This window comes from Streptococcus pseudopneumoniae, from assembly GCF_001072925.1.
Classification (GTDB): domain Bacteria; phylum Bacillota; class Bacilli; order Lactobacillales; family Streptococcaceae; genus Streptococcus; species Streptococcus pseudopneumoniae_Q.
Genome location: NZ_JVHE01000086.1, coordinates 1 through 24,807, shown reverse-complemented (window position 1 = coordinate 24,807; position 24,807 = coordinate 1). Strand labels below are relative to the sequence as shown.

At 39.2% G+C, this 24,807-nt stretch carries 23 protein-coding genes; 18 read left to right on the top strand and 5 right to left on the bottom strand.

Features of this window, described 5'->3' with window-relative positions; translation table 11 throughout:
• The first annotated feature begins 109 nt into the window (after positions 1–109).
• The 5 genes from ADH81_RS11320 (at position 110) to ADH81_RS05000 (ending at position 5,557) form a co-directional block, all read left to right on the top strand.
• Complete coding sequence (locus ADH81_RS11320; protein WP_049526953.1) at positions 110–361, top strand: hypothetical protein; 252 nt, start codon at positions 110–112, stop codon at positions 359–361.
• Between the two features lie 273 nt (positions 362–634).
• The gene (locus tag ADH81_RS05015) at positions 635–1,120 is read left to right on the top strand and encodes an LURP-one-related/scramblase family protein (RefSeq protein ID WP_001258742.1); all 486 of its coding nucleotides are present in this window, start codon (positions 635–637) and stop codon (positions 1,118–1,120) included.
• A gap of 16 nt (positions 1,121–1,136) precedes the next feature.
• On the top strand, positions 1,137–3,755 hold the full coding sequence (gene alaS / locus ADH81_RS05010; protein ID WP_049526951.1) for an alanine--tRNA ligase: 2,619 nt from the start codon (positions 1,137–1,139) through the stop codon (positions 3,753–3,755).
• Positions 3,756–3,892: 137 nt separating this feature from the next.
• The gene (locus ADH81_RS05005) at positions 3,893–4,897 is read left to right on the top strand and encodes an NADP-dependent oxidoreductase (protein ID WP_000234814.1); all 1,005 of its coding nucleotides are present in this window, start codon (positions 3,893–3,895) and stop codon (positions 4,895–4,897) included.
• Positions 4,898–4,912: 15 nt separating this feature from the next.
• Entirely contained in the window at positions 4,913–5,557 is a 645-nt protein-coding gene (locus tag ADH81_RS05000; protein WP_049526949.1) for a TetR/AcrR family transcriptional regulator, read from the top strand.
• A gap of 97 nt (positions 5,558–5,654) precedes the next feature.
• On the opposite strand, the gene gdhA is transcribed toward ADH81_RS05000, so the two are convergent.
• On the bottom strand, positions 5,655–7,001 hold the full coding sequence (gene gdhA, locus ADH81_RS04995; RefSeq protein WP_049526948.1) for an NADP-specific glutamate dehydrogenase: 1,347 nt from the start codon (positions 6,999–7,001) through the stop codon (positions 5,655–5,657).
• 229 nt (positions 7,002–7,230) lie between these two features.
• On the opposite strand from gdhA, the gene ADH81_RS04990 reads away from it, so the two are divergent.
• The 6 genes from ADH81_RS04990 to ADH81_RS04965 all read left to right on the top strand — a co-directional run bounded on the left by ADH81_RS04990 (position 7,231) and on the right by ADH81_RS04965 (position 12,308).
• Positions 7,231–8,166, top strand: coding sequence for a dihydroorotate oxidase (locus tag ADH81_RS04990; protein ID WP_049526946.1), 936 nt, complete (start codon positions 7,231–7,233; stop codon positions 8,164–8,166).
• A 32-nt stretch (positions 8,167–8,198) separates the two neighbouring features.
• Positions 8,199–9,236, top strand: coding sequence for a DNA polymerase III subunit delta (gene holA / locus ADH81_RS04985; RefSeq protein WP_049526944.1), 1,038 nt, complete (start codon positions 8,199–8,201; stop codon positions 9,234–9,236).
• Between the two features lie 69 nt (positions 9,237–9,305).
• On the top strand, positions 9,306–9,911 hold the full coding sequence (gene sodA, locus ADH81_RS04980; RefSeq protein WP_049526942.1) for a superoxide dismutase SodA: 606 nt from the start codon (positions 9,306–9,308) through the stop codon (positions 9,909–9,911).
• Positions 9,912–10,061: 150 nt separating this feature from the next.
• Positions 10,062–10,970 (top strand): LysR family transcriptional regulator, encoded by a 909-nt coding sequence (locus ADH81_RS04975; protein WP_049526940.1) that lies wholly within the window; start codon positions 10,062–10,064, stop codon positions 10,968–10,970.
• Positions 10,967–11,428, top strand: a complete 462-nt coding sequence (lspA, locus tag ADH81_RS04970; protein ID WP_049526937.1) for a signal peptidase II — start codon at positions 10,967–10,969, stop codon at positions 11,426–11,428. Before ADH81_RS04975 ends, lspA begins: the two co-directional genes overlap by 4 nt.
• Positions 11,418–12,308 carry an RluA family pseudouridine synthase gene (locus tag ADH81_RS04965; RefSeq protein WP_049503197.1) on the top strand — a complete coding sequence of 297 codons (891 nt, stop codon included), beginning with the start codon at positions 11,418–11,420 and terminating at the stop codon, positions 12,306–12,308. The genes lspA and ADH81_RS04965 overlap by 11 nt, the downstream gene beginning before the upstream one ends.
• 183 nt (positions 12,309–12,491) lie before the next feature.
• On the opposite strand, the gene ffh is transcribed toward ADH81_RS04965, so the two are convergent.
• From ffh to ADH81_RS04950, 3 genes are read right to left on the bottom strand one after another with little or no spacing between them, the layout of a single operon-like run.
• Positions 12,492–14,057 carry a signal recognition particle protein gene (ffh, locus tag ADH81_RS04960; protein WP_049526936.1) on the bottom strand — a complete coding sequence of 522 codons (1,566 nt, stop codon included), beginning with the start codon at positions 14,055–14,057 and terminating at the stop codon, positions 12,492–12,494.
• 17 nt (positions 14,058–14,074) lie between these two features.
• The gene (locus ADH81_RS04955; protein WP_049508835.1) at positions 14,075–14,290 is read right to left on the bottom strand and encodes a hypothetical protein; all 216 of its coding nucleotides are present in this window, start codon (positions 14,288–14,290) and stop codon (positions 14,075–14,077) included.
• 2 nt (positions 14,291–14,292) lie between these two features.
• Positions 14,293–14,625 (bottom strand): putative DNA-binding protein, encoded by a 333-nt coding sequence (locus tag ADH81_RS04950; protein ID WP_000402062.1) that lies wholly within the window; start codon positions 14,623–14,625, stop codon positions 14,293–14,295.
• Positions 14,626–14,778: 153 nt separating this feature from the next.
• On the opposite strand from ADH81_RS04950, the gene rnc reads away from it, so the two are divergent.
• The 4 genes from rnc (at position 14,779) to ADH81_RS04930 (ending at position 20,510) form a co-directional block, all read left to right on the top strand.
• Positions 14,779–15,477, top strand: coding sequence for a ribonuclease III (gene rnc / locus ADH81_RS04945; protein WP_000661075.1), 699 nt, complete (start codon positions 14,779–14,781; stop codon positions 15,475–15,477).
• Complete coding sequence (gene smc, locus ADH81_RS04940) at positions 15,468–19,007, top strand: chromosome segregation protein SMC (protein ID WP_049526935.1); 3,540 nt, start codon at positions 15,468–15,470, stop codon at positions 19,005–19,007. The genes rnc and smc overlap by 10 nt, the downstream gene beginning before the upstream one ends.
• Positions 19,008–19,095: 88 nt before the next feature.
• Positions 19,096–19,755, top strand: a complete 660-nt coding sequence (locus ADH81_RS04935; RefSeq protein WP_049526933.1) for a trimeric intracellular cation channel family protein — start codon at positions 19,096–19,098, stop codon at positions 19,753–19,755.
• A 176-nt stretch (positions 19,756–19,931) separates the two neighbouring features.
• Complete coding sequence (locus ADH81_RS04930) at positions 19,932–20,510, top strand: HD domain-containing protein (protein WP_049526931.1); 579 nt, start codon at positions 19,932–19,934, stop codon at positions 20,508–20,510.
• A 318-nt stretch (positions 20,511–20,828) separates the two neighbouring features.
• Here the strand turns inward: ADH81_RS04930 and ADH81_RS04925 are convergent, their stop codons facing one another.
• Entirely contained in the window at positions 20,829–21,296 is a 468-nt protein-coding gene (locus tag ADH81_RS04925) for an 8-oxo-dGTP diphosphatase (RefSeq protein WP_000136624.1), read from the bottom strand.
• A 325-nt stretch (positions 21,297–21,621) separates the two neighbouring features.
• Here ADH81_RS04925 and ADH81_RS04920 point away from each other — a divergent pair, with 325 nt between their 5' ends.
• The 3 genes from ADH81_RS04920 to ftsY are packed head-to-tail and all read left to right on the top strand — an operon-like array spanning position 21,622 to position 24,698.
• Positions 21,622–22,413, top strand: a complete 792-nt coding sequence (locus tag ADH81_RS04920) for a Cof-type HAD-IIB family hydrolase (RefSeq protein ID WP_049526929.1) — start codon at positions 21,622–21,624, stop codon at positions 22,411–22,413.
• Positions 22,413–23,231, top strand: a complete 819-nt coding sequence (locus tag ADH81_RS04915) for a Cof-type HAD-IIB family hydrolase (RefSeq protein ID WP_049526927.1) — start codon at positions 22,413–22,415, stop codon at positions 23,229–23,231. Before ADH81_RS04920 ends, ADH81_RS04915 begins: the two co-directional genes overlap by 1 nt.
• A gap of 3 nt (positions 23,232–23,234) precedes the next feature.
• Complete coding sequence (gene ftsY, locus ADH81_RS04910) at positions 23,235–24,698, top strand: signal recognition particle-docking protein FtsY (protein ID WP_049526925.1); 1,464 nt, start codon at positions 23,235–23,237, stop codon at positions 24,696–24,698.
• The last annotated feature ends 109 nt before the right edge of the window (positions 24,699–24,807 follow it).

The following is a 24,807-nucleotide window of genomic DNA, read 5'->3' as shown; positions in this document are numbered from 1 at the left end:
GGTTCGTTTTTTGAATAGTTCTATAGCTGTGTATTTTTACTATCCTATTTGCTTATTTTATAGCCTAGTAGTATACTAAGTTTATAATAATAGAAAGCGGTAACAAATCATGAAAATGTCTACTTTTTTCAAAAAAAGTTATTGGCCAACCTTTTTGATTGTTCAGCAAACTGTTATACTATTCTATCTAAAGGATGGTTTGGATCGACAATACCTAACAACTGATTCCATACATTTGGTGATAGGGTTCTTTATATTTGTAAATATTTTCGAAGCTATCTTTAACAATTCAAAACTTTGGAATAAAAGTTGGGATAAAAAGAAAAATGGTAGTAAGAAAAAATATATCCTGAAAAAGTAACCAGAGATATAGGGAGTTGGTTATTTAAATGAGGATTATTTCCAGTTGACGCAGACTTAAAAAAACGATATAATAAGAAAGTTGAGAATTGATTTTCTCTCCATCTTAGTTCAGAGAATTGGCGGTGCTGCGAGCCATCTAAGATAGAAAATCATGCTACTCAATCTAACAATTGCATAAGAATCAAAGAATGACAAGTTCATTGAATGAAGGTGGTACCGCGGTTTTTCGCCCTTCGTGATATGGATTTGTCTTTTATTTTTGGAGGTGTTTATGAGAACATTTCTTGTCAAACAAAAATTTCGCCTAGGTGGTGAACGCTTTGATATCAAGGATGAAATGGGCAATGTCGCCTATCAGGTTGAAGGTTCATTTTTTAAGATTCCTAAAACCTTTACCATCTATGATGTTGCTGGTGAACAGGTCAGTGAGATTAGTAAGGAAGTCTTAACTTTCCTACCTCGTTTTGAGATTCAACTCAGTAATGGAGATCATTTTTATATCCGAAAGAAGTTGACTTTCTTCAGAGATAAGTATGAGTTTGACAATCTCGGCCTTCGCATCGAAGGAAATGTCTGGGATTTAAATTTTAAATTGCTGGACGACCGTGACCAAGTGATTGCTGAGATTACCAAGGAACTCTTCCATTTAACCTCTACCTATACCGTAACCGTCTATGACGAATCTTATGCAGACCTAGTCATTTCCCTCTGTGTCGCTATCGACTATGTGGAAATGCTAGAAAGCCAATCAAATTAGTAAAAAGGAGATACATATGAAACAATTATCTAGTGCACAAGTCCGCCAAATGTGGCTTGATTTCTGGGCTACAAAAGGCCACTCAGTAGAACCATCCGTTAGCTTGGTTCCAGTAAACGACCCAACACTTTTGTGGATCAACTCAGGGGTTGCTACTCTTAAAAAATACTTTGATGGAACTATCATTCCTGAAAATCCACGTATTACCAATGCTCAAAAGGCTATCCGTACCAACGATATCGAAAACGTAGGTAAGACTGCCCGTCACCATACTATGTTTGAAATGTTGGGGAACTTCTCAATCGGGGATTACTTCCGTGACGAAGCAATTACATGGGCTTATGAGCTTTTGACAAGTCCTGAGTGGTTTGACTTCCCTAAAGACAAACTTTACATGACTTATTATCCAGATGATAAGGATTCATACAACCGCTGGATTGAAGTGGGAGTAGATCCAAGTCATTTGATCCCAATCGAAGACAACTTCTGGGAAATCGGTGCGGGACCTTCTGGACCTGATACAGAAATCTTCTTCGACCGTGGAGAAGCTTTTGACCCAGAAAATATCGGTCTTCGTCTTCTTGCAGAAGATATCGAAAACGACCGTTATATCGAAATCTGGAACATTGTATTGTCACAATTTAACGCTGACCCTGCTGTTCCTCGTAGCGAGTACAAAGAATTGCCACACAAAAACATTGATACGGGCGCTGGTTTGGAGCGTTTGGTGGCGGTTATCCAAGGGGCTAAGACAAACTTTGAAACAGACCTCTTCATGCCAATCATTCGTGAAGTTGAGAAATTATCTGGTAAGGTTTACGACCAAGATGGCGACAACATGAGCTTCAAGGTTATTGCAGACCATATCCGTTCTCTTTCATTTGCGATTGGTGATGGTGCCCTTCCTGGAAATGAAGGTCGTGGTTATGTCCTCCGTCGTCTTCTTCGTCGTGCCTCTATGCATGGTCAAAAATTGGGTATCAATGAGCCTTTCCTTTACAAACTCGTTCCAACTGTTGGAAAAATCATGGAAAGCTACTACCCAGAAGTGCTTGAAAAACGTGACTTTATTGAGAAAATCGTTAAGAGCGAAGAAGAGTCATTTGCTCGTACTCTTCACTCAGGTCAACACTTTGCCCAAGGTATCGTAGCAGACTTGAAAGAAAAAGGTCAATCTGTCATCGCCGGTCAAGATGTCTTTAAACTCTATGATACATACGGATTCCCAGTGGAATTGACAGAAGAAATCGCTGAAGAAGCAGGGATGACTGTAGACCGTGAAGGTTTCGAAGCAGCCATGAAAGAACAGCAAGAGCGCGCGCGTGCGTCAGCTGTCAAGGGTGGCTCAATGGGTATGCAAAATGAAACCCTTCAAAACATCACTGTAGAAAGTGTCTTCAACTACAATGCTAGTCAATTGTCTTCTAAGTTAGTGGCTATCGTAGCGGACAATGCTGAAGTAGAAGCTGTAGATGAAGGAAATGCCTCTCTTATCTTTGCAGAAACACCTTTTTACGCTGAAATGGGTGGACAAGTTGCGGACCATGGTCAAATCTTGGATGCTGCAGGAAATGTCGTAGCGACTGTAACAGACGTTCAAAAAGCACCAAACGGACAAGCATTGCACACCGTTGAAGTTCTTGCTCCTCTTGCTTTGAACCAAGAATACACTTTGGCTATCGATAGCAATCGTCGTCATCGTGTCATGAAGAACCACACAGCCACTCACTTGCTCCATGCGGCTCTTCATAATATTCTTGGCCATCATGCAACTCAAGCAGGTTCACTTAATGAAGTAGAATTCCTTCGCTTTGACTTCACTCACTTCCAAGCTGTCACTCCTGAAGAATTGCGTGCTATTGAACAACAAGTCAATGAGAAGATTTGGAAAGCCATCGCAGTAGAAACAGTTGAGACTGATATTGACACAGCTAAAGAAATGGGAGCTATGGCCCTCTTTGGTGAGAAATACGGTAAGGAAGTTCGCGTTGTCACTATCGGTGACTACTCAGTAGAGCTTTGTGGTGGTACCCACGTTGGCAATACTTCTGAAATCGGCCTCTTCAAGATTGTTAAAGAAGAAGGTATCGGATCAGGAACTCGTCGTATCTTGGCAGTGACTGGTAAGGAAGCCTTCGAAGCTTATCGTGAACAAGAAGATGCACTGAAAGCAGTAGCAGCAACCTTGAAAGCACCTCAACTCAAGGAAGTCCCTCATAAGGTGGAAGGCCTTCAAGAACAACTCCGTCAATTGCAAAAAGAAAATGCAGAATTGAAGGAAAAAGCGGCAGCAGCTGCAGCAGGCGATGTCTTCAAGAATGTTCAAGAAGCAAATGGCCACCGTTACATTGCCAGCCAAGTTTCAGTATCAGATGCAGGTGCCCTTCGTACCTTTGCGGATAACTGGAAACAAAAAGATTACTCTGATGTCCTTGTTCTTGTCGCAGCTATCGGTGACAAGGTCAATGTCCTTGTTGCAAGCAAGACAAAAGAGGTACACGCAGGTAATGTGATTAAAGAATTGGCTCCAATCGTCGATGGACGTGGTGGTGGTAAACCAGACATGGCCATGGCGGGAGGAAGCAATCAAGCGAAAATCCAAGAATTGTTGGATGCAGTAGCAGGCAAATTGTAAGAAAAAATCTACCATTTTTGGTAGATTTTTTTGTTTAAAGTCATAGAGCAGTTGATTTCTTTGAAGAATAAGCGTATAATATATAAAAATTAATTGAGTGCTCACTCAATTTTGTTAGGGATTAGGAGAATTAGATAATGGTTATTAAAGCAATACAGTATAATCGTTTTGGTGATGAAAAAGTTCTAGATTTAGTAAATATTATATCTGAATCATTAGGAATGAATCAAGTTAGAGTAAAAGTATTTGCTGTTGGTCTAAATCCTATTGATTACAAAACTTTCGAGGGGGCGAAGCCACTTCGTTTTTTGAGTTTTTTGACAAAATTAAAACAACCAGGTCGTTGGTTTGAATCAAAATCATCTTTATTTCCAAGAGGTATCGCTAGGGATTTTGCTGGTGTTATCACAGAAATTGGTGATGGAGTGAGTCGATTTTCAGTAGGTGATAAGGTTTTTGGAACAATAATAAGTGATCCTGGACTTGGTACTAAGAGGGGTGCGTTAGCAACAGAAATTTGTGTTAGCGAATCAGAAATTGCATTGAAACCAGACAATATTGATATGTATCATGCTGCTACTATGGGGGTGGCTTCTTTAACAGTCGGTGGTGCTTTTAGAAGAATTAATTTAAATTCTAAAGATGTTGTAGTTATTTCAGCAGCTTCAGGTGGCATTGGTAGCATTGCAGTACAGTATGCGGTTGCTAAGGGCGCAACTGTTATTGGTATTGCGAGCAAGAAAAATTCAGAATATCTAGAATCATTAGGTGCTATACCAGTATCTTATGAAGGGGATGTCCAAAAGTCTCTTTTATCAGTAGCTCCAAAACCTATTACAAAATTCTTGGATTGCTATGGTGGTGATTACGTTAAGTTAGCTTTCCATCTTGGATTGAACGGAACTGATATTGGAACTTTAGTACCTTCACCATATGTTTTAATAAGAGGAGCTCAGTTCACAGGTCCGAGACATTCCACTTATGATGATTTTAAAATTCTAGAGGAGATGGTCTCAGATGGAAAAGTTCAGCTGAATATTGAGAAAGAGTATAGTTTTTCTCTGGAGTCAGTTAGAGAGGCATATCGTAGTCTAAAATTAGGACATACCCGTGGTAAAAGAATTATTAAAATAAGAGAGTAGATAGAGGGGGCAGGAATGGAAAGTATAGAATATAAGTTTGCTGAGACATTAAAAAGCAGTGAATTAAGTTTAAAACAACGTCAAGTATTAATATCCAGTTTAAAATTATTTTCCGAGATTGGTTTTGAAAATACAACATCTAATCTTATTGCTGAACATGCTGGCGTCTCAGAAGGAACCGTTTTTAGTTATTTTAAAACCAAGGAAGGTATCCTAGATGCTATTTTATCTAGATTTCTTGAACAAGTCATTCCAGAGGCCATTGCTGATTTTTCAGATAAGAGATTTACAATAGGGCAAGAAACCTTTTCACTTTTTCTAAGAAGCATCGTTCAGGATAGGTTAGTCTTTATTCATAACAATAAAATGCAAGTTAAAATTCTTTTGAGTCGTTCACTGATTGATAAATCTATTTCTGAAGAGTTAGGAAATATTATTGTTCATTCTATCATTAATCCAATTACACCAGTTTTGAATCAGTTTAAAAAAAATGGTGTTATTCGAGATTGGTCAAATGAAAGGATCGTTCGCTATATTTTAGCTTTAAGTCTTTCTTATATTGTTCCTATGATTATAAATGACAAAGAAGATATAAACATTGATAAAGTAACAAATGAAATTGTAGAATGTCTTTCTTTTGCCTTAGTTATCGTAAAATAACTATTAATTTTAAGTTCACTAAAAAATTTAGTGAGCTTTTTTAAAACCAAAATAAAAATCCCCAATCAGAGTGATTGAGGATTCAGCATATTTTATCTTAAACAATCCCTTGGGCAATCATAGCGTTTGCTACGTTTTCAAAGGCTGCAATATTTGCACCTGCAAGGTAGTCAGTTCCAAGACCGTAAGTTTCTGCAGTTGTTTTAGCTGTGTTAAAGATGTTAGTCATGATGTCTTTCAAGCGACCGTCAACTTCTTCACGTGTCCATGAAAGGCGAAGGCTGTTTTGGCTCATTTCAAGAGCAGATACAGCTACACCACCAGCATTGGCAGCTTTGGCAGGTCCGTAAAGGATTCCATTTTCCTTGTAGACTTTGATAGCTTCAAGGTCGCTAGGCATGTTAGCACCTTCAGATACACAGATAACTCCTTGAGCAACCAAGCGTTTCGCAGCTTCACCGTTAATCTCGTTTTGAGTCGCACATGGAAGAGCAATATCGTAGTTTCCAGTATAAGTCCATACAGAACCTTCGTAGTAAGTAGCAGTTGGTTTTTCTGCAGCGTACTCAGTCAAACGAGCACGACGTTTTTCCTTAACATCTGTAAGAAGGTCAAAGTCGATACCATTTTCATCGATGACATAACCATTTGAGTCAGATACAGAGATAACAGTTGCACCAAGTTCAGTTGCTTTTTGAAGAGCGTATTGAGCTACGTTACCAGAACCTGAAATCACAACTTTCTTACCAGCAAAGCTATTGTCGTTTGCTCTAAGCATTTCTTCAGTGTAGTAAACCAAACCGTAACCAGTTGCTTCTGGACGGATCAAGCTACCACCAAATCCAAGAGGTTTACCAGTCAAGACACCAGCATCAAATTGGTTGAGGCGTTTGTATTGTCCGTAAAGGTAACCAATCTCACGTCCACCAACACCGATATCACCAGCAGGTACGTCAAGGGATGGTCCGATGTATTTTTGCAATTCAGTCATGAAGCTTTGGCAGAAGCGCATCACTTCAGCATCAGTTTTGCCTTTAGGATCGAAGTCTGATCCACCTTTACCACCACCGATTGGCAGTCCAGTCAAAACGTTTTTAAAGATTTGTTCGAATCCGAGGAATTTCAAGATCCCTTGGTTTACAGTTGGGTGGAAACGAAGTCCGCCTTTATATGGTCCAACAGCTGAGTTAAATTGAACACGGTAACCACGGTTAACTTGAACTTTTCCATCACGGTCAACCCAAGGAACACGGAAAGAAATCACGCGCTCAGGTTCTGTGATACGTGCCAAGATATTTTCTTCAATATACTCAGGGTGTTTTTCAAAGACAGGCTCCAAAGTGCTGAAGAATTCTTCAACCGCCTGGAGAAATTCAGCCTCATGCCCGTTACGAGCTTTTACAGTTTCAAACACGCTTTGGATATATTCTTTAGCAGATGTCATATCGTTCTCCTTTTTGTTGTCATATTTTATTACATGAGACATTATAGCAGAAAATTTTTTCAGTGTAAAGAAAAAAACATAAATTTTCTAAAAATTCTTTCAATTTAAAACGACTGATTCAGAACATGCTAAAAAACGAACCTTTTCTATGGAAATGGTTTTATTGAAAAGCAAAAGTCAAAGTATGGTATAATAATAGACATAAAAAGGAATCTGGAGGAACAGAATCATGGTATCAACTAAAACACAGATTGCTGGTTTTGAGTTTGACAATTGCTTGATGAATGCAGCAGGAGTTGCTTGTATGACAGTTGAGGAGTTGGAAGGTGTCAAAAACTCAGCAGCAGGAACCTTTGTCACTAAAACAGCAACCTTGGAATTTCGTCAGGGAAATCCGGAACCACGTTATCAAGATGTTCCACTCGGTTCTATCAACTCTATGGGGCTACCAAATAATGGTTTAGACTACTATCTGGACTATCTTTTGGACTTGCAAGAAAAAGAGCCAAACCGTACTTTCTTCCTATCTCTAGTTGGCATGTCTCCAGAGGAAACTCATATCATTTTGAAAAAGGTTCAAGAAAGTGATTTTCGAGGTCTAACTGAACTCAATCTCTCATGTCCAAATGTTCCAGGTAAGCCACAGATTGCCTATGACTTTGAAACTACAGATCGCATCTTATCAGAAGTCTTTAAGTATTTTACAAAACCTCTAGGAATTAAGCTTCCACCTTATTTTGATATTGTTCATTTTGATCAAGCTGCAGCGATTTTCAACAAATACCCACTTAAGTTTGTCAACTGTGTTAACTCTATCGGAAATGGTCTTTATATAGAAGATGAGTCAGTCGTGATTCGTCCTAAGAATGGCTTTGGTGGGATTGGTGGAGAATACATCAAACCAACAGCCCTTGCTAATGTCCATGCTTTTTATCAACGCTTGAATCCAGAAATTCAAATCATCGGAACAGGTGGAGTATTAACAGGACGTGATGCTTTTGAACATATCCTATGTGGTGCCAGCATGGTGCAGGTAGGAACTACCCTGCACAAAGAAGGTGTAGGTGCTTTTGATCGCATTACAAACGAACTCAAAGAAATTATGACGGAAAAAGGTTATGAAAGCCTTGAAGATTTCCGTGGTAAATTGAATTATATTGATTAAATAAAAGCGAAACTAAAAAGAAAGGAGAAATGATGCTAGCAATAGAAGAAAGCCAAAAGCTATCTTTATCAAACTTACCTAGTTTGACCTTGTTTACAGGCGCTGATCAAGGACAGTATGAAGTCATGAAAACTCAGGTGCTAAAGCAAATCGGCTACGATTCTGCTGATTTGAACTTTGCTTATTTTGATATGAAAGAAGTAGACTACAAAAGCTTAGAACTAGAGCTGGTCAGTCTTCCTTTCTTTGCGGATGAAAAAATTGTAATCCTAGATCACTTTGTGGATATTACAACTGCTAAAAAACGCTATCTATCTGATGATGAGCTTAAGGCTTTTGAAGAATATTTGGAAAACCCATCTCCGACGAGTAAATTAGTTATTTTTGCTGAAGGTAAACTAGATAGCAAGCGACGTCTAGTTAAAATTCTAAAGAGAGATGCCAAGATTTTTGAAGCCCTTGAACCAAAAGAGCAAGAGATGCGAGCCTATTTTCAAAAGTGGGCTCAGGAACAAGGACTGACCTTTGATGGAAAATCCTTCGAACAGTTGCTTATTAAATCAGGTTTTCAATTCAGTGAAATTCAGAAAAATCTACTCTTCTTACAGTCTTATAAGGATGATGACTGGATTACCGAAGAAGACATTGTTGAAGCTATACCAAAGACTTTGCAGGATAATATTTTTGATTTGACCCAATTAATATTGACTAAGAAGATTGATCAGGCACGTGATTTAGTGAAAGATTTGACTTTGCAGGGAGAAGATGAGATTAAACTGATTGCCATTATGTTGGGGCAGTTCAGACTCTATACACAAGTGAAAATTTTGCAAGAATCTGGTCAGACAGAGTCCCAGATGGTCAGCAGTTTGGGTCACTATCTTGGTCGCAATCCGAATCCCTACCAAATCAAATTTGCCCTTCGTGATTCTCGAAGACTATCCCTTGATTTTCTCCAGAATTCTATTCGTTATCTCATCCAAGCTGATTACCAAATTAAGACAGGAGTTTATGAGAAAGGCTACCTGTTTGAGAAGGCTCTATTACAGATTGCCAGCCAGTCAAATTGAGCAAATAACTTGAAAAAATAGGATGATTGCGTTATCATCATTATATAGAAAGAAAAAGAGGTATTACAGATGGCTATTATCTTACCAGATCTTCCATACGCTTACGATGCATTAGAACCATACATCGATGCTGAAACAATGCACTTGCACCATGACAAACACCACCAAACTTACGTTAACAATGTAAATGCAGCTCTTGAAAAACACCCTGAAATCGGTGAAGACCTTGAAGCTTTGCTTGCTGACGTAGAATCTATCCCAGCTGATATCCGTCAAGCGCTTATCAACAATGGTGGTGGACACTTGAACCACGCTCTTTTCTGGGAATTGATGACTCCTGAAAAAACAGCTCCTTCAGCAGAACTTGCAGCAGCAATCGATGAAACTTTCGGTTCATTCGAAGAATTCCAAGCAGCCTTCACTGCAGCAGCAACAACTCGTTTTGGTTCTGGATGGGCTTGGTTGGTTGTTAACAAAGAAGGTAAACTTGAAGTGACTTCAACAGCAAACCAAGACACACCAATCTCAGAAGGTAAAAAACCAATCTTGGGCTTGGATGTTTGGGAGCATGCTTACTACGTGAAATACCGTAACGTGCGTCCTGACTATATCAAAGCTTTCTTCTCAGTTATCAACTGGAATAAAGTAGACGAACTCTACGCAGTAGCGAAATAATATTGAACCTAACACCTTTGCTTAGACCTTAGTCTAATCTGAAAGGTGTTTTTTGTTTGCTTTGCGAAGATATCTGTGACTCATGATTTTCCTTTGTTAGATAGGCTTGATTTATGGTATAATGATAAGATAGAAATCGAAGGAGAAATCATGAATATTCAACAATTACGCTACGTTGTAGCTATTGCTAATAGTGGTACTTTTCGTGAAGCGGCTGAGAAAATGTACGTTAGCCAACCCAGTCTATCTATTTCTGTAAGAGACTTGGAAAAAGAGCTTGGCTTCAAGATTTTTCGTAGAACCAGTTCAGGAACTTTTCTTACACGTCGCGGGATGGAATTTTATGAAAAGGCACAAGAGTTGGTTAAAGGATTTGATGTTTTCCAAAATCAGTATGCCAATCCTGAAGAGGAGAAAGATGAGTTTTCAATAGCCAGCCAGCACTATGATTTCTTGCCACCAACCATTACAGCTTTTTCGCAACAGTATCCTGACTATAAGAATTTTCGTATTTTTGAATCTACAACTGTTCAGATTTTGGATGAAGTAGCCCAAGGACATAGTGAGATTGGAATTATCTACCTTAATAATCAAAACCAAAAAGGAATCATGCAACGGGTTGAAAAGCTAGGACTTGAAGTAATTGAGTTGATTCCTTTCCAAACCCATATCTATCTGCGTGAAGGACATCCTTTAGCCAAGAAAAAAGAGTTGGTCATGGAGGATTTGGCAGATTTACCAACGGTTCGATTCACTCAAGAAAAGGATGAGTATCTTTATTACTCAGAGAACTTTGTGGATACCAGTGCTAGCTCTCAAATGTTTAACGTAACTGACCGTGCTACCTTAAATGGAATCCTTGAAAGAACAAATGCTTATGCGACTGGTTCTGGATTCTTAGATAGCGATAGTGTGAACGGGATCACCGTTATTCCGCTAAATGATAATCTTAATAATCGCATGGTTTATGTCAAGCGTGAAGAAGTAGACTTGAGCCAAGCGGGAACCTTATTTGTAGAAGTTATGCAAGAGTATTTTGATCAGAAGAGGAAAGCATGAAAAAAAGAGGAATTATTGCAGGGATAATAGCAGCTTTGATTGTCTTAGACCAAGTGGTAAAGGCTTACGTCGTTCAGAATATTGCTCTTGGTGAAATTAAATCATGGATCCCAAATCTGGTCAGTTTGACCTATCTGCAAAATAGGGGGGCAGCCTTTTCAATGCTCCAAGATCAGCAGTGGTTTTTTGCAGTAATAACTCTTGTAGTTATGGCAGGGGCTATCTGGTATCTGCATAAGCATATAGAGGATTCCTTCTGGACAGTTCTTGGATTGGTTTTGATTATTGCAGGTGGTCTAGGCAACTTTATTGATCGCATCAGTCAAGGATTCGTGGTGGATATGTTTCACTTAGACTTTGTTAATTTTGCTATATTTAATGTGGCAGATAGTTATCTGACAGTAGGAGTGCTTGTTTTATTGCTTGCAATGCTAAAAGAGGAAATGAATGGAAATTAAAATTGAAAGAGGTGGACTACGCTTAGACAAGGCTTTGTCAGATTTGACAGAATTGTCCCGTAGTCTCGCCAATGAACAAATCAAATCAGGCCAAGTCTTGGTCAATGGTCAGGTCAAAAAAGCCAAGTATACGGTCCAAGAGGGCGATGTCGTTACTTATCAGGTGCCAGAACCAGAAGTTTTGGAGTATGTAGCTGAAGATATTCCTCTAGAAATCATTTATCAAGATGAGGATGTAGCAGTAGTCAACAAACCTCAAGGAATGGTTGTTCATCCAAGTGCTGGTCATACCAGTGGTACCTTGGTTAATGCCCTCATGTACCATATCAAGGACCTATCAGGCATTAATGGTGTATTGAGACCAGGGATTGTCCATCGTATCGATAAAGATACATCTGGACTCTTGATGATTGCTAAAAACGATGATGCCCATTTAGCACTAGCTCAAGAATTGAAGGACAAAAAGTCTCTTCGGAAATATTGGGCCATCGTTCATGGGAATCTTCCCAACGACCGTGGAGTCATTGAGGCACCGATTGGTCGTAGCGAAAAAGACCGTAAGAAGCAAGCTGTGACTGCAAAAGGGAAACCAGCAGTGACACGTTTCCAAGTCTTGGAACGTTTCGGTGATTATACATTGCTGGAATTGCAACTGGAAACAGGACGAACTCACCAAATCCGTGTACACATGGCTTATATCGGACATCCAGTCGCTGGTGATGAGGTATATGGCCCTCGTAAAACCTTGAAAGGACATGGGCAATTTCTCCATGCCAAGACTCTTGGATTTACCCATCCAAGAACAGGTGAAACTATGGAATTTACTGCTGATATTCCAGATATCTTTAAAGAGACTTTGGAGAAACTTCGAAATAACTAAAAAAGAGGCTAGGACTTTTGTCCCAGCCTCTCAATTATCTTTGGATTGTCGAGCAAGACGCAGTGGTTGAGTGGGCTCTACTACGCTGATTTCATCAGCTTTTACAACCCTACTCAACTGTGCGGAGGTGGGACGACGAAATCGAATTCTAACGAATTACCGATTTCTGTCCCACTCTCCTTTTTATTTGCGTTTTTTCTTAGCTTTTTTCATTTTATTGGCCATGCGTTTCATGGATTGCTTCATAGCAAATTCACCGATTTTACCTTTGAGACCTCCACCAAACATCTGGCTCATATCAGGCATTCCTGCTCCACCAAGAGCTGACAAGTCAGGCATACCACCTTGTCCCATCATACCTTCAAGGGCAGACATATCCATACCCCCAGGCATATTTTTAGGAAGGTTGTTAGGGTTGATGCCCATCTGCTTCATCATCTTGTTCATGTCACCAGACATGACACCTTGCATGAGTTGTTTAGCTTGGTTGAAGTCCTTGATGAACTTGTTGACTTCGATAAAGGTATTCCCAGAACCAGCAGCGATACGGCGACGGCGACTTGGAGTAAGTAAGTCTGGATTTTCACGTTCTTCTGGAGTCATAGAAGATACGATGGCACGTTTGCGAGCAATTTGTTTTTCATCCACCTTCATATTTTGAAGGGCAGGATTGTTGGCCATACCTGGAATCATCTTGAGTAAATCTTCCATTGGTCCCATATTTTGCACCTGATCCAACTGATCGATGAAATCATTGAAGTCAAAAGTATTTTCCCGCATCTTTTCAGCCATTTCAAGGGCTTTTTGCTCATCGTATTCTTGGGAAGCTTTCTCAATCAGAGTCAGCATATCCCCCATACCGAGAATACGACTAGCCATACGGTCAGGGTGGAAGGTTTCAATGTCGGTAATCTTTTCACCAGTACCAGTGAATTTGATTGGTTTTCCTGTGATATGACGAACGGAAAGGGCCGCACCACCACGAGTGTCCCCGTCAATCTTGGTAAGGATGACACCGGTAACTTCTAATTGAGTGTTAAATTCTCGCGCAACGTTTGCAGCTTCCTGACCGATCATGGCATCGATGACCAAGAGAATCTCATTTGGTTGAGCAAGTGCTTTTACATCACGGAGCTCATTCATGAGAAGTTCGTCGATTTGTAAACGACCTGCCGTATCGATCAAAACATAGTCGTTATGGTTAGCTTTTGCTTGCTCCAAACCTTGGCGAACAATCTCAACAGCAGGAACTTCAGTACCAAGAGCAAAGACAGGTACATCAATCTGTTGCCCCAGTGTTTTCAATTGGTCAATAGCAGCAGGACGATAGATGTCGGCCGCGATCATTAAAGGACGAGCATCCTCTTCCTTTTTAAGTTTGTTAGCAAGTTTACCTGCAAAAGTTGTTTTACCAGCCCCCTGCAAACCGACCATCATGATAATAGTTGGGATTTTTGGTGACTTGATAATCTCAGCAGTGTCTGAACCAAGGACTTCTGTCAATTCTTCATTGACAATCTTGATGATTTGTTGAGCTGGATTGAGGGTATCAATGACTTCATGCCCAATGGCACGTTCACGAACCTTCTTAATAAAGTCTTTGACAACTGGCAGAGCAACATCGGCTTCTAAAAGAGCTAGACGAATTTCCTTGGTTGCTTCTTGGATATCGCTCTCTGTAATTTTTCCTTTTTTACGTAGGTTTTTAAAGACGTTCTGCAAACGTTCTGTTAAATTTTCAAATGCCATTATTTTCTCCTATTTTTTCAATTCAGTGGAAATCGTCCGAAATGTTGCAAACTCTCTAGTTCTTCGGTTGTGACTTCTTTCATGATTTCATTTGGATATCCCCAACAGCTAAATCCTTCTTTAAGGGCTTGAGGAATAGAATCAGGTGAGAGAATTTGTAGTCTTGTAGGAAATGGTTCCTCTGCAGCTAATAGTTTGCAAGGTATCCCTTTATAGACAACAAGATTTTCCATGATTACTCCCTATTATCAATACTGGTCAAAATCTCAATTTGCTCTTGTAGAAAAGCATCCTCTGGATAACGCTCTAAGATCTGGTCAAAAATCTGACTGCGAACAATGTAGTCAGAGTACATATGGAGCTTCATCTCATAGTCTTCCAGAATCTTTTCAGTTCGCTTGATATTATCATAAACGGCCTGGCGACTGACACCGAATTCTTCAGCGATTTCAGCTAAACTATAGTCGTCTGCATAGTAGAGTTCGATATAGTTCATCTGCTTATCAGTTAAAAGGGCTGCATAAAATTCAAACAGAGCATTCATTCGATTGGTTTTTTCAATTTCCATAAGATTTATTATACCAAAAAAAAGCCCAATTCGCTAGCTGGGGGCTGATTTTAGCTAGAAGTTAGAAAATGAGCTTTTCACTGTTCTTTTCTGACTATGAAGCCTTTTTTTGATATAATGGATAGGATTATAATGATTTAGAAAGAGGTAGTCATGAAAGAATTAGAATCAGTGTTACAAGACCGTTTTGAGCTTGTTTTTACAGATAAAAGCTTACTTGAAACAGCTTTTACCCATACCAGTTATGCCAATGAGCACCGCCTCTTAAAAATTTCACACAACGAACGCTTGGAATTTTTAGGAGACGCTGTTCTGCAATTATTAATTTCAGAATATCTGTTTAAAAAATACCCTAAAAAACCAGAAGGGGACTTGTCAAAACTCCGTGCTATGATTGTCCGAGAGGAGAGTTTGGCTGGTTTTGCCCGTGATTGTCAGTTTGACCAGTTTATCAAGCTTGGTAAGGGGGAGGAAAAGTCTGGTGGTCGTAACCGAGACACGATCTTGGGTGACGCTTTTGAAGCCTTTTTGGGTGCTCTGCTTTTAGACAAGGATATAAAGACTGTAAAAACCTTTATCTACCAAGTCATGATTCCTAAGGTTGAAGCTGGCGATTTTGAGATGATCAAGGATTATAAGACTCACCTGCAAGAATTGCTCCAAGTTAATGGAGATGTTGATATTCGTTATCAGGTGATTTCAGAGATTGGGCCAGCCCATGATAAGATGTTTGAGGTTGAAGTCCTTGTTGAGGGACAAAGTCTAGGTTCAGGTAAAGGACGCTCTAAAAAATTGGCCGAGCAGGAAGCCGCTAAAAATGCAGTTGAGAAAGGGCTGGATTCATGTATTTAAAGGAAATTGAGATCCAAGGGTTTAAGTCCTTTGCTGACAAGACCAAGGTTGTTTTTGACCAAGGGGTGACGGCGGTTGTAGGACCAAATGGCTCTGGGAAATCAAATATCACTGAAAGCCTCCGTTGGGCACTTGGTGAATCTAGTGTCAAGAGTCTGCGTGGTGGGAAGATGCCTGATGTCATCTTTGCAGGAACAGAAAGTCGGAAGCCTCTAAACTACGCTTCTGTTATTGTTACTTTGGATAACCAAGATGGCTTTATCAAGGATGCAGGCCAGGAAATCAAAGTTGAACGTCATATCTATCGGAGTGGAGATAGTGAGTACAAGATAGACGGGAAAAAAGTTCGTCTTCGTGATATCCATGATCTTTTCTTAGATACTGGTCTCGGACGTGATTCTTTCTCCATCATTTCCCAAGGGAAGGTCGAAGAAATCTTTAACTCCAAACCTGAGGAACGTCGCGCTATTTTTGAAGAAGCGGCTGGAGTTTTGAAGTATAAAACTCGTCGAAAAGAAACTGAAAGCAAGCTCCAACAAACTCAGGACAACTTGGATCGTTTGGAAGATATCATTTATGAGTTAGATAATCAAATCAAACCATTAGAAAAGCAAGCAGCAACAGCTCGTAAATTTATAGAATTAGACGGTCAGCGTAAAGCCATCTACTTGGATGTTCTGGTTGCACAAATTCAAGCCAATAAGGCTGAATTGGATGTGACAGAAGAAGAATTAAACCAAGTCCAAGAACTGTTGACTAGTTATTATCAAAAACGTCAAGACTTAGAAGAAAAAAACCAAACTCTCAAAAAGAAACGTCATGATTTGCAGGCTGAGATGGCTAAAGACCAGTTAAGTTTGATGGATTTGACTGGTTTAATCAGTGATTTAGAACGTAAGTTAGCTTTATCTAAACTAGAAACTGAGCAAGTTGCCCTCAATCAACAAGAGGCACAGGCTCGTTTGGCTAGTTTGGACGAAAAGAGAAATGTTCTCATTCAAGAGAAGGAAGAAAAAGAAACAAATCTCAGTCAGTTAGAAGAAAATCTAGCTGTCAATACGAAGGAAGTCAATCGTTTAGAAGCTGAGTTGTTAGCTTTTTCTGATGATCCAGACCAAATGATTGAGCAATTGCGTGAACGTTTCGTTTCCTTTTTACAAGAAGAAGCTGATGTGTCTAACCAGCTGACACGTATTGAAAATGACCTTGAAAATAGTCGCCAACAGACTCAAAAGCAAGAAGAACAATTAGCATCCTTGAAGGAACAATTGGCTTCTGCCAAGTCTAACGCTGCTGACCAAGAGCTTGCCCTAAAGTCTGCTAAAGAAGAAGTACAGAACTTACTCGCTGACTATCAAACCAGTGCCAAAGAAGAAGAAGCACAAAAGCAGGCTTATCAAAGCCAGCAAAATCAACTATTTGACTGCTTGGATAGTCTGAAAAACAAGCAGGCCAAGGCGAAAAGTCTGGAAAACATTCTTAAAAACCATAGTAATTTCTATGCTGGTGTCAAGAGTGTTCTCCAAGAAAAAAATCGCTTGGGCGGTATTATTGGAGCAGTCAGTGAACATTTAACCTTTGATGTTCGTTATCAGACAGCACTTGAAATTGCCCTTGGTGCAAGTAGCCAACACATTATTGTTGAAGATGAACAGGCAGCAACAAAGGCCATCGATTTTCTTAAGAGAAATCGAGCTGGTCGCGCTACCTTTCTACCTTTGACAACGATTAAGGCACGTAGCATTTCTGGGCAGAATCAAGATGTGATTGCCTCAAGTCCAGGTTTTCTTGGTATGGCAGATGAACTGGTTACCTTTGATGCCAAACATGAAGCAATATTTAAAAACTTGCTAGCTACGACAGCTATCTTTGATACAGTGGAGCATGCGCGTGATGCAGCTCGTAAGGTGCGTTATCAAGTTCGGATGGTAACCCTCGATGGTACAGAATTGCGAACAGGTGGTTCTTATGCTGGTGGTGCCAATCGTCAAAATAACAGCATTTTCATCAAGCCTGAATTGGAGCAGTTACAAAAAGAAATTGCTCAAGAAGAAAAGCTCCTTAGTCAGGAAGAAGAAAAACTGAAATCACTTCAAGAAAACTTGACTGCTCTCGCTCAAACTTTGGAGACCATTAAGTCTCAAGGAGAGCAAGCTCGTATAGAGGAGCAGGGCTTATATCTTGCTTATCAACAAACTTGCCAGCAAGTCGAAGAACTCGAAACACTTCTAGAACTTCAGGAAAAAGAATTAAACAATCTCAGAGGTGGAGATTGGCAAGCTGAAAAAGAAAAATGCCAAGAACGTCTTGCAGTTATTTCAACTGAAAAGGAAAAGCTGGAGTCTGAGATTGAAGAAATCAAGTCCAATAAAAATGCGATTCAAGAACGTTATCAGAACTTGCAGGATAAACTTTCTCAAGAACGTCTGCTCAAAACAGAAATGATAGGGCGAAAACGTTACGAAGTTGCGGATATTGAACGGATTAACAAAGAACTTGAGAACCTCAATATCGAGCAAGATGAAATCGAACGTCTTCTCCAAGAAAAGGTAGACAATCTTGAAAAAGTTGATACAGAACTTTTGGCCAAGCAGGAAGCAGAAGCCAAGAGTCAGAAGGAAGAACTTCAACAAGGGCTCATTCGTAAGCAGTTTGAACTAGATGATATTGAAGGTCAATTGGATGATATTGCCAGTCATTTGGATCAAGCTCGTCAGCAAAATGAAGAATGGATTCGTAAGCAAACACGTGCAGAAGCAACTAAAGAGAAGATTACGGACCGCCTTCGCTATCTTCAAGGTCAACTGACTGAAGAATATCAGATTAGCTATACGGAAGCCCTAGAACAAGCCAATCCGTTAGAAGATTTGACTGTCGCTGAACAAGAGGTCAAGGATTTGGAAAAATCCATCCGTTCACTTGGTCCGGTTAACTTGGATGCTATTGAACAGTTTGACGAAGTACACGAACGTTTGGAGTTCTTAAATAGTCAGCGTGATGATATTCTTTCTGCTAAAAACTTACTTCTTGAAACCATTACAGAGATGAATGATGAAGTGAAGGAACGATTTAAATCAACCTTTGAAGCTATTCGTGAGTCCTTTAAAGTGACCTTCAAGCAGATGTTTGGTGGTGGCCAAGCAGACCTAATTCTGACAGAAGGTGATTTATTGACAGCAGGTGTCGAAATCTCTGTGCAACCACCGGGCAAGAAAATCCAATCTCTCAATCTCATGAGTGGTGGAGAGAAGGCCTTGTCAGCTCTGGCTTTGCTCTTCTCAATCATTCGGGTCAAGACCATTCCATTTGTTATCTTGGATGAAGTAGAAGCTGCACTTGATGAAGCAAACGTTAAACGCTTTGGGGATTATCTTAACCGATTTGACAAGGATAGCCAGTTTATCGTCGTTACCCATCGTAAGGGTACAATGGCGGCCGCAGACTCTATTTATGGGGTGACCATGCAAGAATCTGGTGTTTCTAAGATTGTTTCTGTTAAACTAAAAGATTTAGAGAATATGGATGCTTAGTTTGTTTTCGATACAACATTTCAAGCTAAAGTATTTAGAATGACCTTCAAGAAGTCGGAGGGTTACAAAAATAATTTGAGGAGCTTATATGGATTTCGATCTATTCCTAATAATCTGTAATTATATTGGGACTATAGCCTTCGCGGCTTCAGGAGCCATTAAAGGATTTGGTAAACGATTAGATATTTTTGGAATTAGTTTATTGGCAATTGTAACGGCAGTAGGCGGAGGGATTTTGAGAGATTCTATTATCAGTCGTTTTCCTTCCTCTCTTGCTGATCCCAGCCCGATTTATGTCTCTATCCTTGTAGCGGTTATCATGTATGTCTTTGTAACTTCAAAACAGGCCAATGCTAGTCATGAAAAAAAGTTCTATAAGTGGTTGAGAGAAGCTTACCTCATCTTTGATTCGATTGGGTTAATTATCTTCTCTCTAATCGGAGCCACAGCTTTAGCTGATAGTAAATTGAACTTGATGTCGGCTGGGATTTTGGCCTGTTTAACGGGTGCAGGTGGTGGAATTATCCGAGACCTCCTGATCAATGAAGTACCAAGTGTTCTAAAAGAAGATATTTATGCCCTTCTATCTTTCGTAATTGGAGTTATTTATTATTGGTTGGCCTTTGTCCTTCACTTTCCAAGAATCACTGTCTTTATCATTGTTTCTATTGTTGGTTTTGTGATTCGACTCTGCATCATTAAATTCCGACTCTCTTTGCCAAATATGGATAAAAAGACTTGGAATTGATTGATGGTAGGAAAGTTCAATCACTCGAATGATAAATATTTTATAAATTACAAGTTTAATCAAGCGTCTAATCTCGTATGGATTAGGCGTTATTTTTTTGCAAATACGGGAAATTAATGATGTAAAGATTAATTTTTGCTAATATATTTGTAATTTAGAATAAGGTAGGAATAGCAATGAGTAATTTGAAACATTCAGTTGATTTTATTAAAGAAATAGAGAAATTAAAGTCAGTGACAAGATTTAATAGAACTCTTGATGGCAGATTTGAAAATAGTGCCGAGCATTCCTGGCAGGGTGCCATAGCTGCAATGGTTCTTCAAGATTATTATCCTAAAAAATTGGATATGGAAAAAGTGATTCCTATGTTATTGATTCATGATTTAGGTGAGATTTATGCCGGAGATACTTGGGTTTTTGATGATGAAAAAAAGCTTCATTCTCATGATAGAGAACTAGCATCTATAGAAAAAACAATGAGTATCCTTCCAGAAGAAAAATATTTGAATATGAAAAATTTGTGGTTGGAATTTGAAAAAGGGCTGAGTGCTGAAGCAAGATATGCAAGAGTGATCGACTCCTTGGTACCACTGATAAATCACTTAGAAGTGTCAGAATTCAATTATAATCCTGATAATATCAGTGCAGACATGATATTAGAAAAGAAAAAGTTCGTAAAAAGTGAATCAGAAGAATTATGGAAACTGACGGAAGAGTTAATTCAGGAAAGTGTGGAAAAGGGCTTATATTTTTAATAGCAATTGGCCCAATAGAAGATAGATTTTTAACTGGAGAATGGAAATAAACTTGTCACAACTGAAATTGGAATAAGGAAATTGATACAGTAAAATACAAAGAAAGCCTTGGAATAAGCTGTTTCCAAGGCTTTTTATCTATCTATCTATCTATAGATACAAGGAAAAAGTTGTTAGAGTAGATGATTTTTATTAGATACCCTTGTTTTGTATAACATTAAATTATATGTTATTAAAGACAGATTGTGTTGAGTATTGAATTATACAAAAATTACTAATGTACTGAGATTTTTGCATTTGATTATACTGTAGAGAATATTAGTCAAATAAAATTGTTTTGTTTTCACTAATGCATTTCTTATTATCATCCCAATAGTTAATACTTTCAAAGCTTCCTTTTCTTAAATAAAGCGGTAGCCTTTTTCTTATTTCATCTTGCATTGGTATTTTATCAATATCTTTTAGATTCCACCATTTTGGCTCACCTTCAGCAGATGTGCTTAGTTCACCAGTAAACTGAGTACATAAAAAGTCATAGAAGACAAATCTCTCATTACCAATTGAATTAGTAAAACCTGAAATTCCTTTTAATTCAAGATTTAATGCAGTAAGTCCAGTTTCTTCCTTAAGTTCCCGTAATGCAGCTTCAAAAAAACTTTCAGGGAATTCAACTTTTCCGCCCGGTGGAATCCAGCCAGGAAAATTATCGTGCTGTCTATTAAGTAATAAAATTTCTTGATTTTTCAAAACGCAAATATTAACCCAGTTTTTGATTTTTTCAGTCATATGATCAACCTCCAACAATTATTTTTTCATATGCAAGATTATATGTCAAGAACTATATGCTATTTATGATTATGATATCTCAGCCAAAGATTGATAATTTTTACTCAATAGTTGATTAACTCTCAGAAGAGACTTCAATCAAGAACTTTAGAAGAAAAGTGTTGAGAGGTTGGATATAAAAGAAAGTAAGCAAATCAGCCTGGCCTTAAATTAGCCCTACAGGATTATTTATAGAAGGCAAGGACGTGTCAATTCAGCACGTCTTTTTTTACTTTTTCTATGGTATAATAGAAGGTAGATTTATTAATTGGAGTATGAAGAACTTATGATTAAATTAGTAGCAACGGATATGGACGGTACTTTTTTGGATGGTGCCGGTCAATTCGATATGGAGCGTCTGAAAAAGTTGCTCCATTCTTATCAAGAAAAAGGAATCTACTTTGCTGTTGCCTCTGGTCGTGGGCTTTTGTCACTTGAAAAGCATTTTGCGGATGTTAAAGATGAGATTATTTTCATTGCTGAAAATGGGAGTCTCGTTCGCTTCCATGGAGAGGACCTTTATGAAGCAACCATGCCTCGTGATTTTTACCTATCAACATTTGAAAAACTAAAGACTTCACCTTATTTTGATGAGAAAAAGATGCTCTTGACTGGTAAAGAGGCTTGCTATGTCTTAGATACAGTAGATGAAACCTATCTTATGTTTAGTCATCATTACAATGAAAATATCAAAAAAGTAGCCAGTCTTGAAGAGATTACCGATGAGATTTTCAAATTCACAACTAACTTTACTGAAGAGACAGTAGAAGCTGGAGAAGCTTGGGTCAATGAACATGTTCCTGGTGTTAAGGCTATGACGACAGGTTTTGAATCTATTGACATCGTTTTAGATCATGTTGACAAGGGAGTCGCTATTGTCGAATTGGTCAAGAAGTTAAATCTAGATATGGACCAGGTGATGGCCTTTGGTGATAATCTTAATGACCTGCACATGATGCAAGTTGTAGGGCACCCAGTCGCACCTGAAAATGCTCGTCCAGAGATTTTAGAACTAGCTGAAACAGTTATCGGACATCACAAAGACCAATCAGTTATTGCTTATATGGAGGGATTGTAATGGCAGATATTAAATTAATTGCCCTAGACTTAGATGGGACTTTGCTGACGACAGACAAGAAGTTGACTGATCGTACTAAGGCAACTTTAAAGGCTGCGCGTGATCAGGGAGTTAAAGTTGTACTGACAACTGGACGTCCCCTCAAGGCTATGGATTTCTTCCTCAAAGAGCTTGGAACAGACGGCCATGATGACGAGTATACTATCACCTTTAATGGTGGATTGGTTCAGAAAAATACGGGTGAAATCCTCGATAAGACAGTATTCTCTATTGATGATGTGACACGTATTTACGAGGAAACTGAAAAACTAGGCATTCCTTTAGATGCCATTTCAGAAGGTACAGTTTACCAAATCCAATCAGATCAAGAAAGTCTGTATGCTAAATTTAATCCTGCTCTGACTTTTGTTCCAATTGACTTTGAAGATTTGTCTAGTCAGATGACCTACAACAAATGTGTGACCGCTTTTGCCCAAGAACCACTGGATGCAGCAATTGCTAATATTTCACCAGACTTGTTTAACAATTATGAAATTTTTAAATCTCGCGACATGCTTTTGGAATGGTCACCAAAGAACGTTCATAAGGCTACTGGATTAGCTAAATTGATCGACCATCTAGGAATTGACCAAAGTCAAGTGATGGCTTGTGGAGATGAGTCCAATGACCTTTCCATGATTGAATGGGCAGGGCTCGGTGTTGCTATGCAAAATGCTGTGCCTGAGGTCAAGGAAGTTGCAAATGTAGTAACCCCTATGACCAATGACGAGGAAGCTGTTGCCTGGGCCATTGAAAAATATGTACTGAAGGAGAACTAAAGAATGGGATTATTTGACCGTTTATTTGGGAGAAAAGAAGAACCAAAAATCGAAGAAGTCGTTAAAGAAGCTTTGGAAAACTTGGATCTGACAGAATCTAGCGAGGAAGTTGAAGCACTTGGAACTGAAAAAGTTGAAGTGAAAAATACTGAGGAAATCAATCAAAGTTCAGAAGTTGAGGAAACTAATTCTAAAGAAGCTAGTGAGTCTGCAGAACCAGAGGCAGAAGCTACTCTAGAAACAGTTGAACCAGAAGCAACTCAGCTTGAAGAGAAAATGAAGTGCCACTGTTGTCAGGAAGAGTCAACAGAAGCTAAAGAAACTAAAGATAGAGCTCAAGAGGTGACAGAGTTTGTTGCAGAAGAACCTGAGTCACCAATCGAAGAAAGTTCTCAAGAGGAATCGACTCATGTTGAAGAAGTAGCTTCAAGTGATAATGATGATCAAGAAGCTAATCAAGCTCAATCAGACGAAACGGAATCAGACGCTTCTGAAGGAGTGGAAGAGGAAGTAGCAATCGAAGAAATTCCTCAAGTTCAAGAGACTGTACAGGAAAAGTATGATCGTAGTCTCAAGAAAACCCGCACAGGCTTTGGTGCTCGTTTGAATGCCTTCTTTGCTAACTTCCGCTCTGTTGATGAGGAATTTTTCGAAGAACTAGAAGAATTACTTATCATGAGTGACGTTGGTGTGCAGGTTGCTTCAAATCTCACTGAAGAATTGCGTTATGAGGCCAAGCTTGAGAATGCTAAGAAGCCGGATACGCTTCGTCGTGTCATCATTGAAAAGTTGGTGGAACTCTATGAAAAAGATGGACAATACAATGAAAGCATTAATTTCCAAGATGGTTTGACGGTTATGCTCTTTGTAGGTGTTAATGGAGTCGGCAAAACAACCTCTATCGGTAAATTGGCACATCGCTACAAGCAAGCTGGCAAGAAAGTCATGTTGGTTGCTGCAGATACCTTCCGTGCTGGTGCGGTTGCTCAGTTAGCTGAATGGGGTCGTCGTGTGGATGTTCCTGTCGTAACTGGTCCTGAGAAAGCAGATCCAGCCAGTGTTGTCTTTGATGGGATGGAGCGTGCTGTGGCTGAAGGTGTTGATATTTTGATGATTGATACAGCAGGCCGTCTGCAAAATAAAGAAAACTTGATGGCAGAGTTGGAAAAAATTGGTCGTATCATCAAACGAGTTGTGCCTGAAGCACCGCATGAAACCTTCCTAGCGTTGGATGCTTCAACAGGGCAAAATGCTCTGGTACAAGCTAAAGAGTTTTCAAAGATTACTCCTGTTACAGGGATTGTCTTAACAAAAATTGACGGAACAGCCCGAGGTGGTGTTGTTCTTGCTATCCGTGAAGAACTCAATATCCCTGTTAAATTGATTGGTTTTGGTGAAAAAATCGATGATATCGGTGAGTTTAACTCTGAGAACTTTATGAAGGGCCTTCTTGAAGGTTTGATATAAAAGAAAATCCTGCAAGAATTCTTGCAGGATTGTTTTTGATTATTCTGACTCTTTGTCAACTGTAGTGGGTTGAATAAAAGCTAACATCTGGAGAGGACAATCGTTGTCC

Coding starts and splice junctions, on each gene's coding strand:
- ADH81_RS05005 (WP_000234814.1), top strand. CDS start 3,893: ATGGTTATTAAAGCAATACAGTATAATCGTTTTGGTGATGAAAAAGTT.
- ADH81_RS04950 (WP_000402062.1), bottom strand. CDS start 14,625: ATGGAAATTGAAAAAACCAATCGAATGAATGCTCTGTTTGAATTTTAT.
- alaS (WP_049526951.1), top strand. CDS start 1,137: ATGAAACAATTATCTAGTGCACAAGTCCGCCAAATGTGGCTTGATTTC.
- ADH81_RS04990 (WP_049526946.1), top strand. CDS start 7,231: ATGGTATCAACTAAAACACAGATTGCTGGTTTTGAGTTTGACAATTGC.
- ADH81_RS05000 (WP_049526949.1), top strand. CDS start 4,913: ATGGAAAGTATAGAATATAAGTTTGCTGAGACATTAAAAAGCAGTGAA.
- ADH81_RS04965 (WP_049503197.1), top strand. CDS start 11,418: ATGGAAATTAAAATTGAAAGAGGTGGACTACGCTTAGACAAGGCTTTG.
- ADH81_RS04920 (WP_049526929.1), top strand. CDS start 21,622: ATGATTAAATTAGTAGCAACGGATATGGACGGTACTTTTTTGGATGGT.
- sodA (WP_049526942.1), top strand. CDS start 9,306: ATGGCTATTATCTTACCAGATCTTCCATACGCTTACGATGCATTAGAA.
- ADH81_RS04935 (WP_049526933.1), top strand. CDS start 19,096: ATGGATTTCGATCTATTCCTAATAATCTGTAATTATATTGGGACTATA.
- ffh (WP_049526936.1), bottom strand. CDS start 14,057: ATGGCATTTGAAAATTTAACAGAACGTTTGCAGAACGTCTTTAAAAAC.
- ADH81_RS04975 (WP_049526940.1), top strand. CDS start 10,062: ATGAATATTCAACAATTACGCTACGTTGTAGCTATTGCTAATAGTGGT.
- ADH81_RS05015 (WP_001258742.1), top strand. CDS start 635: ATGAGAACATTTCTTGTCAAACAAAAATTTCGCCTAGGTGGTGAACGC.
- ftsY (WP_049526925.1), top strand. CDS start 23,235: ATGGGATTATTTGACCGTTTATTTGGGAGAAAAGAAGAACCAAAAATC.
- ADH81_RS04955 (WP_049508835.1), bottom strand. CDS start 14,290: ATGGAAAATCTTGTTGTCTATAAAGGGATACCTTGCAAACTATTAGCT.
- ADH81_RS11320 (WP_049526953.1), top strand. CDS start 110: ATGAAAATGTCTACTTTTTTCAAAAAAAGTTATTGGCCAACCTTTTTG.
- ADH81_RS04925 (WP_000136624.1), bottom strand. CDS start 21,296: ATGACTGAAAAAATCAAAAACTGGGTTAATATTTGCGTTTTGAAAAAT.
- lspA (WP_049526937.1), top strand. CDS start 10,967: ATGAAAAAAAGAGGAATTATTGCAGGGATAATAGCAGCTTTGATTGTC.
- holA (WP_049526944.1), top strand. CDS start 8,199: ATGCTAGCAATAGAAGAAAGCCAAAAGCTATCTTTATCAAACTTACCT.
- rnc (WP_000661075.1), top strand. CDS start 14,779: ATGAAAGAATTAGAATCAGTGTTACAAGACCGTTTTGAGCTTGTTTTT.
- gdhA (WP_049526948.1), bottom strand. CDS start 7,001: ATGACATCTGCTAAAGAATATATCCAAAGCGTGTTTGAAACTGTAAAA.
- ADH81_RS04930 (WP_049526931.1), top strand. CDS start 19,932: ATGAGTAATTTGAAACATTCAGTTGATTTTATTAAAGAAATAGAGAAA.
- ADH81_RS04915 (WP_049526927.1), top strand. CDS start 22,413: ATGGCAGATATTAAATTAATTGCCCTAGACTTAGATGGGACTTTGCTG.
- smc (WP_049526935.1), top strand. CDS start 15,468: ATGTATTTAAAGGAAATTGAGATCCAAGGGTTTAAGTCCTTTGCTGAC.